This is a genomic window from Nocardioides sp., from assembly GCF_036401255.1.
In the GTDB taxonomy this organism is placed as follows: domain Bacteria; phylum Actinomycetota; class Actinomycetes; order Propionibacteriales; family Nocardioidaceae; genus Nocardioides.
The window spans coordinates 1-2,669 of the sequence record NZ_DASWVI010000304.1 but is presented as its reverse complement, the minus strand read 5'-3'; the positions used below and the strand labels follow the sequence as shown (position 1 = coordinate 2,669).

Sequence of the window (2,669 nt, the reverse complement as noted above, 5' to 3'; positions counted from 1 at the left end):
CGAGGCGCGGCGCCGACCACCAGAGCGCGGCCGCGGCCGCCAGGCAGGCGGTCATGGCGACCCCGCCGATCGCGAGCGCCCGCCAGGGCCGGGCGACGAGCACCGGGTGGAACCGGACCCGGTCCTCGACCAGGGTCCGGGTCAGCCAGGCCAGCGGCACCGACAGCAGGGCGACGCCCAGCGCGTCGAGTCGGCCGAGGTGGTGGTCGGCGCGCGCGATGACCAGCAGCGGCCAGTGCCACAGGTAGATCGCATAGGACAGCCCGCCCACCCACACCAGCGGGCGCAGCGAGAGCGCCCGCGCGGCGATTGTGCCGCTCGAGGCGCACCCGGCGGCGATCACGGCCGCGGTCGCGACGGTCGGCAGCGCCGCCGCGGTGCCCGGCCACGCGGTCGAGGTCGAGTACGCCGCCGACGCCACGACGATCCCGGCGACCCCGGCCGCGGCCAGCACCTCGGCCGCGACCCGGGGCAGCCGCGCCGCCTCCACCGCGAGGCACGCCAGCACGGAGCCGATCGCGAGCTCCCAGAGCCGCGTCGGGGTCACGAAGTACGCCGTGGCCGGGTCCGACGCGGTCGCGACCACGCCGTACGCGAACGACACGACGAGCACCGCCCCGGCCGCGGCGGCGAACATCAGCCGCGGTGGCCGCCGGGTCCGGCGCGCCACGAACAGCACCGCAAGCACGAGCAGCGGCCACAGGACGTAGTACTGCTCCTCGACCGACAGCGACCAGTAGTGCTGGACCGCCGAGGGCAGCGCGCCCTCGGCGAGGTAGTCGACCGAGCGCGCGGCCAGCGCCCAGTTGACGACGTACCCGGTCGCGGCGGCCGTGTCGGTGGCGAGGTCGCCGTGGGCCGACCGGGGCAGCAGGAGCCAGCCGGCGAGCACCGTCGCCAGCAGCACCAGCGAGGCGGCCGGCAGCAGCCGGCGGACCCGGCGGGCGTAGAACCCGACCAGCGAGACCGAGCCGGTGCGCTCGGCCTCGCGCAGCAGCAGCGAGGTGATCAGGAAGCCGCTGATCACGAAGAACACGTCGACGCCCACGAAGCCACCGGGGAGGTACGCCGAGCTCGCGTGGTAGACGAGCACCGTGCCGACCGCGACCGCGCGCAGGCCCTCGATGTCGGTGCGCAGCCCGGCGCGGGCGCCGCGATCGGCCCGGGTGCCGGCGGCGGTGGCGTGGTCCTCCGACCTGGTCCCGGTCGCGGCGGTCACGGGCGCCTCGAGGCGATGCGCGTGAGGACCTCGGCCGCCGCGCCGACGTCGTGCAGCGAGGTCGCGTACGCGACCGGCTGGCGGGAGAGCACGCTGCCCGGCTGGCTGATCGCCCACACGTCGGAGCCGCTGCCGAGGTAGTCGGAGAGCTTGGAGGGCAGGTAGGGGTTGATGCCCTCGTGGTCGGCGTCGTTGACCAGGAGCACGTCGAAGCGGGTCGTGAGGTGCAAGAACTCCAGGAACGGCCGGTAGCCGTTGACCCGGACCACGTCGCCCAGCCCGGCGGCGGCGACGCCGGCCGCGACCTCCGCGGGGTCGGTGGTGAAGACGTGCAGCTGCACCCGGGCGCGGACCGGCCCGGGCAGGCCGGCGAGCGCGTCGGTGACCTCGGTGAGGCCGCGGGTGGCGTAGAAGACCCCGAAGTAGCCCACGTGCACCCGGTCGGGATCGAGGTCGTAGTCCGACGGCTCGCGCCGGTAGAACGGCGGCGGCAGCGTCGGGTGGTGCGACACCGAGGAGCGCTGCTCGACCCGGGCCCGCAGCTCCGGGTCGGGGCAGTAGCCCAGCATGTAGTCGCGCTGGTTCTCGTTCGTGAACACGATCTCGTCCGCGAGCGCGTAGGCGAGGTGCTCCACCCACGGCAGCAGCCGCAGGTGGTCGGGGGCGTCCACCCCGGTGGCGGCCAGGCCGCGCCGCAGCTCGGCGAGCAGCGGGCCGCGTCGCAGCATCGCCCCGCGCTCCTGCCCGTGCACGTCCTTGGAGAGCGGGTCGGAGAACTCCGCGCGCCACCGCACCTCGGGCTGGCGCAGCTTGTGCCGCGCGGCCGCGACGTGGGAGGCGGGGAACATCGCCCGGGAGTACATCGTCGCGTGGTGACGCCCGGCGAGCGCGCCCTCCTCGATCAGCTCGGTCGTGGCGTCGACGTACCGCACGATGCCGTCCCACTGGGCGAAGGTCGCGTCACCGGGGACGACGACCTGGTCGGCGACGTACGGCGCCGCGATCGCCCGCGAGGCCTCGTCGCGGGCGCGGATGTTGTCCATCTGCTGGGTGATCACGTCGACGACGGCGGCCCGGGCCCGGACCCGGCGCGCGGCGACGAGGCCGCTGGTGCCGCTCCAGGGCGGGAAGCAGTAGACGATCGCCAGCTCGCGGGCCCGGCCGGCGTTGAGGCGCGACCAGTCCACGTCGAGGCCACGCGCCTCCACGTCGGCCACCAGCCGATCGTGATCGCCGGGGTGCGCGCGCAGGTGGACCGCGAGGGCGTCCAGCTCCGGGACCGCCGCGTCGGCGACCTCCCGGCGGGCCTCCGCGGTCGGCGCGGGGACCTCCCCCAGCTCGCCGAGCACGTCCAGGTGGGGCACCACGGCGCTCGCGTAGGCGTCGGCGCTCCCGGCGGTCGCGGGGGTCCGGTCGCTCGCCTCGAGCCGCGTCGGCACGCTCGCCGTCG

The 2,669-nt window shown here is 75.8% G+C and carries 2 protein-coding genes; both read right to left on the bottom strand.

Going from position 1 to position 2,669, the window contains the following annotated elements:
* Positions 1–1,219: acyltransferase (locus tag VGD85_RS14250; RefSeq protein ID WP_331064101.1), on the bottom strand; the 1,219-nt coding region annotated here is incomplete at its 3' end.
* The coding region (locus VGD85_RS14245) for a hypothetical protein (protein ID WP_331064100.1) at positions 1,216–2,669 on the bottom strand (1,454 nt) is incomplete at its 5' end. The genes VGD85_RS14245 and VGD85_RS14250, both read right to left, overlap by 4 nt.